9 protein-coding genes and 1 other RNA gene are annotated in these 5994 nt (G+C 61.1%); 6 read left to right on the plus strand and 4 right to left on the minus strand.

Translation table 11 applies throughout. The features are described 5' to 3' along the window. Window positions 1-329, minus strand: a 329-nt coding sequence (locus tag AC1DVF_RS28150) for a transcriptional repressor (RefSeq protein ID WP_477783519.1), incomplete at its 3' end; no start/stop codon positions are given. A 72-nt stretch (window positions 330-401) separates the two neighbouring features. On the opposite strand from AC1DVF_RS28150, the gene AC1DVF_RS28155 reads away from it, so the two are divergent. Then, window positions 402-872, plus strand: coding sequence for an outer membrane protein assembly factor BamE (locus tag AC1DVF_RS28155; protein ID WP_063571397.1), 471 nt, complete (start codon window positions 402-404; stop codon window positions 870-872). Between the two features lie 8 nt (window positions 873-880). On the opposite strand, the gene AC1DVF_RS28160 is transcribed toward AC1DVF_RS28155, so the two are convergent. Beyond that, complete coding sequence (locus AC1DVF_RS28160) at window positions 881-1159, minus strand: RnfH family protein (RefSeq protein WP_197478235.1); 279 nt, start codon at window positions 1157-1159, stop codon at window positions 881-883. Continuing rightward, window positions 1152-1580 (minus strand): type II toxin-antitoxin system RatA family toxin, encoded by a 429-nt coding sequence (locus AC1DVF_RS28165; RefSeq protein WP_477297696.1) that lies wholly within the window; start codon window positions 1578-1580, stop codon window positions 1152-1154. Before AC1DVF_RS28165 ends, AC1DVF_RS28160 begins: the two co-directional genes overlap by 8 nt. Window positions 1581-1660: 80 nt before the next feature. Between AC1DVF_RS28165 and smpB the strand changes: the two genes are divergently transcribed. From smpB to AC1DVF_RS28185, 4 genes are all read left to right on the plus strand, one after another. Continuing rightward, on the plus strand, window positions 1661-2161 hold the full coding sequence (gene smpB / locus AC1DVF_RS28170) for an SsrA-binding protein SmpB (protein WP_046965872.1): 501 nt from the start codon (window positions 1661-1663) through the stop codon (window positions 2159-2161). An 81-nt stretch (window positions 2162-2242) separates the two neighbouring features. Beyond that, window positions 2243-2638: a transfer-messenger RNA gene (gene ssrA, locus AC1DVF_RS28175) on the plus strand. 93 nt (window positions 2639-2731) lie between these two features. Then, the gene (locus tag AC1DVF_RS28180; RefSeq protein ID WP_477783520.1) at window positions 2732-3583 is read left to right on the plus strand and encodes a DUF2306 domain-containing protein; all 852 of its coding nucleotides are present in this window, start codon (window positions 2732-2734) and stop codon (window positions 3581-3583) included. A 59-nt stretch (window positions 3584-3642) separates the two neighbouring features. After that, window positions 3643-4629, plus strand: a complete 987-nt coding sequence (locus tag AC1DVF_RS28185) for a phytanoyl-CoA dioxygenase family protein (protein WP_477783521.1) — start codon at window positions 3643-3645, stop codon at window positions 4627-4629. Here AC1DVF_RS28185 and trhA read toward each other — a convergent pair whose 3' ends face one another. Further along, entirely contained in the window at window positions 4630-5307 is a 678-nt protein-coding gene (trhA, locus tag AC1DVF_RS28190; RefSeq protein ID WP_477783522.1) for a PAQR family membrane homeostasis protein TrhA, read from the minus strand. Between the two features lie 290 nt (window positions 5308-5597). On the opposite strand from trhA, the gene AC1DVF_RS28195 reads away from it, so the two are divergent. Further along, window positions 5598-5994, plus strand: a 397-nt coding sequence (locus AC1DVF_RS28195) for a hypothetical protein (protein WP_477783523.1), incomplete at its 3' end; no start/stop codon positions are given.

Here is a 5994-nt window from a genome sequence, read left to right on the forward strand (position 1 = left end):
ACCTTCCCGCTGTCCACATCGATCATGTGGTCAACCTTCCCGCTGTCCACATCGATCATGTGGTCATGATGTTTGCCCCGGTCGAGCTCGTATACGGCCTGCCCACCCTCGAAGTTGTGCTTCATAACGATGCCAGCAGCTTCGAACTGGGTCAGCACCCGATACACCGTGGCAAGCCCGATGTCTTCCTGGTGCGCAAGCAGACGCTTGTAGATGTCTTCGGCGGTAAGGTGGCGCTCGTCCGCCTCCTCGAAGATCTGCAGGATCCGCATGCGCGGGTGTGTGACTTTAAGCCCCGCTTTACGCAGTTCTTTTGTTTCCTGGTCCATTGAGACCCCCTCGCGGTGCCGTCAGGCGCTTAGTGTATCATCGCAGGCTTCACGATCCGGACGTTACTACGCATGCAAAAGCTCATTCGCCGCACGCTGGGTATGGCCATGATGGCGGTCGCCATCGCGGGCTGCAGCCTTATCTATACCCCCGACGTGCAGCAGGGCAACCTGCTCGACAAGAAAAACGTCGAACAGCTGCAGCCGGGTCTGACCAAGCGCCAGGTTCTGGTGCTGCTGGGCACCCCTTCGGTGGCCTCGCCGTTCGACAACGATCGTTGGGACTACGTCTCCACCTTCTCCCACCGTGGTGGACCCATGACCACCCGTACGCTCACCCTGACCTTCAATAACGACACTCTGGTCCGTACCGAAGGCGATTTCTTCGCCCAGGACGCCCAGCAGCTGCTGAAGGACTCGAAGAAGTACAAGAACGATCCGGTCAATGGCACCAAGGGTGACAAGAACACCAGCGCCAACGACAAGAAGGATGACGACAACGGCGGCATCTTCGGCGGCAGCTCGTCGGACGACAAGAAGTAAGAAGGCTCTCAGGCGCCGCGTTTCGCGCGGCGCCGCCTGGCTTCCATCGGATCGAGTGTGAGCGGCCGGTACAGTTCCACCCGGTCGCCCTCCTCCAGTACATGGTCCGCGGTCACCTTTTTCGCGAAGATGCCCAGTCGGGCCGGGTCCGGCGTGACGCCTGCCGGCAATCCGCTCCGGGCCAGCCCGACTGCCTCCCAGGCGGTAGTTCCTGACGGAACGGCAAGGGTAAGGACGACCTGCCCCTCCGGCCCTGCGTAGGCCACCTCGACGCTCAGCTCAGCCATACTGGCGACGCGCCTCGTCGCAGAAGTCGTCGACCATACGGTTGGCCAGTTGCTGGAAACCCATCCTCAGCACCGAGCCACCCAGCCCGGCGTAGTCGAAGTCCAATGCCAGGGCGATCTTGCAGCCCACATAGCCCAGGGCCTGGAAGGTAAACACCCCATCCAGCGAGCGAAACGGGCCTTCCACGAATTTCATGGCCAGGCTATGCGGTCGGTCCGCGGTGTTCCGGGTGGTGAAACTCTGTTTCAGTCCGGCGAACTTGAGATCCAGCCGGGCCACCAGCACGTTGTCTTCCCGCTCGAGCACTTCAGCGGCGTCACACCAGCCGAAGCGCTTTGGGTATGCTTCTACATCGTTGACCAGGTCGAACATCTGCGCGGGCGTGAAAGGCACGATCGCACTGCGGCGGATTTCAATCACTGCTTTGACCTCGTCTCATTTGCCGGCTCACGGACCCGCCGGCCTTGTATCAGGGATCCGATAGACCGATTTTAGCGGACATGGCAAAAGCGAAACCGAAGGACACGGAAAAAGACGGCGGCGGCACGATTGCGCTGAACAAGCGCGCGCGCCACGAATATCACATCGACCAACGCTTCGAATGCGGCATGGCCCTGGAAGGCTGGGAGCTGAAGTCCCTGCGCGCGGGCCGGATCAACTTCGGCGAGGGCTGCTACGCGATCATCCAGCACGGTGAGGTTTTTCTCGTCGGCGCCCAGATCCCGCCCCTGATCAGCGCCTCCACCCACGTCATCGCGAACGATCGCCGCACGCGCAAGCTGCTGCTCCATCGCGAGGAGATCGACCGCCTGATCGGCGCCGTCGAGCGCAAGGGCTACACCCTGGTACCCACCGCGATGTACTGGAAGAACAACAAGGTGAAGTGCGAGATCGGCCTGGCCAAGGGCAAACAGGACCACGACAAGCGCACCGCAGAGAAAGAACGCGAGTGGGCGGTCGACAAACAGCGGGTCATGCGCTCCCACAACAAGATGGGCTGACCTGAACGGACGGGCGGCGCCCATTGTGGGTGGGCTGCCCCGGCCATATACTGATAGGTGTAGTCACACAACGTTTTCCCCGGGGATGTTCTGGTTTCGACGGGGGTAGTGCGATCTACTGGTGCATGCCGAGGGGGTAGCTTTCCTCGTTAAACCAGCTGCAAAAACTATAGTTGCCAATGACAACTACTACGGTAATGACGCTTCGGTGGCTCTCGCCGCCTAAAGCGTTCGGCCCCTAAAAAAGGCCCTACCCCCGAACCGATCTTGTGCTCATGCTCGTCGGTGTAGGGTCACTATCATGAGACCGCCGAAAGACTCTCCATCTGTGGGTCTGACGCTAGATCAATCAGGTATGTCCGTCGGTGCGCTTCGCACACCGTGCTGCTGGCGGACGAGATCTAACGGTGAGCTAAGCATGTAGATCTGGAGATTAAACGCCTTCGGACGCGGGTTCGACTCCCGCCATCTCCACCAATGAAGAAAAGCCCTGACTGGAAACAGTCGGGGCTTTTTCTTTAGAGTTGATGCCGCTGCTCAGCCTACCGTTGGAACGTAGAGGATCACGGAGTGAATTCAAGCCCTCGCCTCGCAAACGTCGCGAACGACAACATCACCCGCGCAGCGAAGCCCAGGGCACTCAGCGCGCTGCGACTGGCGGCTACGAGCTGGTGGACCGTCGCCATCGCCGGTCACTTCTTGTTCGGTGCCTACATTCTCGGCACCTACGGCAAGGCAACGCTACACGGTGATACGGCCGCCTGGAATCGCGTGTGGCCTACGGGATACCTACCCACCCAGCCTTTGGGCAATCTGATCGTTGCAGTGCACGTGTTATTGGCCTCGGTCGTCGCCATCTGCGGGCCGCTGCAGCTGGTGCCGGTACTGCGCCGTCGCGCGCCCCGGTTTCATCGCTGGAATGGACGTATCTACGTGACGGTTGCGCTCATTGTCGGCCTCGCCGGACTTATGATGCTGGCGACCGGCCGGGGTTTCACGGGCGCGTCGCAGAACGGAAATGTGGCGTTCAATGGCTTGCTGCTGGCGATCTGCGCGGTTCTCGCGTGGCGCTCTGCGCTAGCACGCGATTTTATTGCGCATCGACGCTGGGCACTGCGGCTGCTGGTGCTCGCGGCAGGCGTGTGGTTTTTTCGCATCGGCCTGGCAACATGGATCGCCATCAATGACGGCATCGTGGGTTTTGATCCGATAACGATGCAGGGACCGGCACTATGGGCATTGGCGTGCTGCGAATGGCTGGTCCCGCTGACAATGCTCGAGGGGTACTTTCGGGCAGAAAACGCGCGGCGCGATACGGGTAAGTACATGATGGCCGCACTGATCACCGCGTTCGCGCTTGCGACCGGGTACGGCATCTATCGTGCTACCACAGGTATGTGGTTGCCTGCTATAGCCGTCTGACCTACGGGGCTGTCCTGCCGGATCGATGCTATCACTGTAGGCCAGAGCCAGGAGGCAAAATGATCGTCACAGGCTCCAGTCTCGAGATCGACGAACTTCATACCTACTGGGCTTGCCAGCGCGCACCAGGATCCGCCGCGCCGCTACCCCAGGACATCCAGAAAACACTACTGGCCGGCTTGCGTCTTAACGTGCTGGAAACCTTGCGCTACCTGAACTACGAAAAGCCGAGCTACGCACAATTCGAAGCCTGGATACGCGAGCGCAACGACGGCGAACTGACGGACGCCTCGCTGGACCRCCTGCGGCGTGCACTGGCAGGCGAGAGGGTTGGCTCTGAAGTTGGCAGTCTGGATCACGTCGAAGGCCTGAGTAAAGACGACCTTGCGCACTGGGACGAGCACGGCTACGTCATTCTTCGCCAGGCGATCAGCGCCGAAGCGGCGAGAAACGCCGAGATGGCCATCTACGACCACCTGGGGATGAACCCCGATGACCCCGAGTCCTGGTATCGCGAATCGCTTGGTCATTCCATCTGGGTGCCCTTGCTGCGGCACCCGGCGCTGGTAGCCAACCGAAGCGCGCCCCGTATCCACAAGGCCCATGCCCAGCTATGGGGTCGCGACGATCTCTGGGTAACCATTGACCAGGGCGGACTGAACCCGCCGGAACGCGAGGACTGGCCGTTCCCCGGCCCGCATTTGCACTGGGATGCCACGCTCGCCGAGCCGCACTGCCTCGAGTTGCAAGGCATCCTGTATCTCGCCGATGTCGAAGAGGACCAAGGGGCATTCAGCTGCGTGCCGGACATGCATCGTACGCTGAAGCAATGGCTGAGCACCGTCCCGGCAGGTGTCAGTGCGCAGCAGCATGCGCACCGCACACTGACCATGAAGCCGATTGCCGCCAAGCGTGGCGACATGATCATCTGGCATCACCTGCTGCCGCATGGCAGCAGTCCGAATCGCGCGCAACGTCCGCGTGTCGCGCAATACATGTCGCTTCGACCGACGCGCTTTGCCTATGCCGACAAATGGACGTCTTGATCACCCGCCTGTCGTGGCGGCCCCCGGCAACACATAAAGATAGACGGCGAAGTAATGCAGCATGCTGCCCGCCAGCACGAACACATGCCACAACGAATGGTGAAACGGCAACCGCTTTGCCAGATAGAACGGGACGCCCGCCGTGTAGGCAACACCCCCCGCCACCAACAACACCAGGCCGGTCTTTGGAACGTGAGTTGCCAGCGGCTGAAACGCAACAATCGCGCCCCACCCCATCGCGACGTACATGAATACGGCCGCACGGTGATACCGCTTCAAGATACCGAGCTCAAGCACGCTGCCGACAATAGCCACCACCCAGACCGCACCAAACAGACCAAGGCCCCATGCGCCGTGGACCGCCACGAGTGCGAAAGGGGTATAGGTGCCGGCGATAAGCCAGTAGATACCCACATGATCCAGTGTCCGAAGAATTCCCTGGACGCTGTGGTGCTGGAGCGCGTGATAAAGCGTCGACGCGGTGTAGAGGAAAATCAGTGTGACCCCATAGAGCGCACTGGCGAACACGGCAACGGACCCCGCGTACACCGCCGCTTTCGCAACCAGTGCGACGAGCCCGGCGATGCTGAGCCCTATGGCCACCCCATGGACGACGCAACTGCCCAGTTCGTCGACGCGCGCGTGAGGCACCAGGGCGGCGCTTGAATTCGTAGCCATCTGGAAAACCCGATCGAAGGCAAGGTGTCATCTTGCCAGCGCGGCATTGCAATTGATGCTGCCCCGCCTGCGTGGGGCCTGCGCACTGACACCTTGCCCTTCCTCAAGCATTTTCGGCAAACCTACCCCAACCGTGACGTGCTTCCAGCCAATAAGGGGTTGGAACCATGGCATCCTTTAAAAGATAGCCGCGAACCACACTCACCATCGAAGGGAGCAGAGGCTTGAAAGGAAGCGCAGAGTGTGAGCTCACCGCTACGGCCGTCCACTGGCAAGCCTGGGGGCGGCACATGGCCGTTGCCGCGGCCTACATCGGCTTCTACGAACTTTGCCGCTACGTGTCCTTTCCGCAATGGATGCTGATGAGCGGCTTTCGCCTCACTTGCCTCTTGCTCCTTCCTCCACGTTACTGGCCGGCCATCGTCCTGGGCGAAGCCCTGCCCTTGCTCGAGAACGCTGTCGCATGGGGTCCGAAGTTCGGGATCGAGTGGGCGCTACTGGCCGCAGTGCCCATGACGCTCCTGTGGATACCCGCGCTGAAACCGCTGTGCGCGCGCTGGCCGATTCATGACGCCGAGGGCCGCCCGAACATGACGGCGATCCTGATGGCCAATCTGGTCACGGCCATCATCACCGCCGCGTCCACCACCGTCAGCCTCGTCCTGGCATTACGGCATAACCCGGGCC

It is taken from the genome of Pseudomonas sp. P4_D7, assembly GCF_056401755.1.